This is a genomic window from Rhodobacter sp. TJ_12 (assembly GCF_020023995.1).
GTDB lineage: Bacteria > Pseudomonadota > Alphaproteobacteria > Rhodobacterales > Rhodobacteraceae > Rhodobacter.
The window spans coordinates 1-811 of the sequence record NZ_NRRD01000054.1; the positions used below are offsets into that span (position 1 = coordinate 1).

The 811-nt window shown below is 59.8% G+C and carries 1 protein-coding gene; it reads left to right on the top strand.

Annotated features, from left to right (window positions below; translation table 11 throughout):
* Window positions 1-811, top strand: an 811-nt coding sequence (locus CKO11_RS17110; RefSeq protein ID WP_223641507.1) for a recombinase zinc beta ribbon domain-containing protein, incomplete at both ends; no start/stop codon positions are given.

An 811-nucleotide genomic window follows, 5' to 3' on the forward strand; every position in this document is an offset into this window, starting at 1 on the left:
CGCCTCGTGTGGAACCGTCAGCACTTCGTCAAAGACCCCGATACTGGCAAACGTCAGGCACGGCCGAACCCGCCCGAGGACTGGATCACCGAGGAGGTGCCGCATCTGCGGATCATCAGCGACGACCAATGGACTCGGGTCAAACAGCGCCAAGGCGCGATCCGCGAAGATATCTTCGAAGCACGTGCTTCAGAGTCGTTGGCTCATAACGCGTTTGGCGTCGGGCGCCGACCGACGCATCTGTTCTCGGGCTTACTCAAATGCGGGTGGTGTGGCGCTGGCTACACGCTGATGAATAAAGTCAAATATGGATGCTCTGCGGCGCGCAATCGGGGCACCTGCGAGAACCGCCAATTGATCCACCGCGAACAAATCGAAGAGCGGGTGCTGACTGGTCTGCGCGACAAGCTTTTGCATCCCGATCTGCTGGCGGAATTCATCGCGGAGTTTCAGCGAGAAGTTCAAAAAGAACGCTTGGCCGCCCTCTCGGCCAGAGGCGACGCAGAGCGCAAACTGACAAAGGTGACGAAAGAGATCGACAACATCGTCACGGCGATCACTGCGGGCATGTTCCACCCGAGCATGAAGGAGAAGATGGACGGGCTGGAAGCAGAGCGTACGCAACTTGAAGCACAGCTTGCGGCCACCCCTGCCCCGGATCCCATTGCCCTGCATCCGGGCCTGGCGGATGTCTATCGCCAGAAAGTCTCGACCCTTGCTGCCAGCCTGTCCGATGACGCGACGCGTCCAGAGGCGATCGCTCTTCTACGGGGTCTGATTTCGGAGATCCGCCTTCATCCTGACGCGGGAG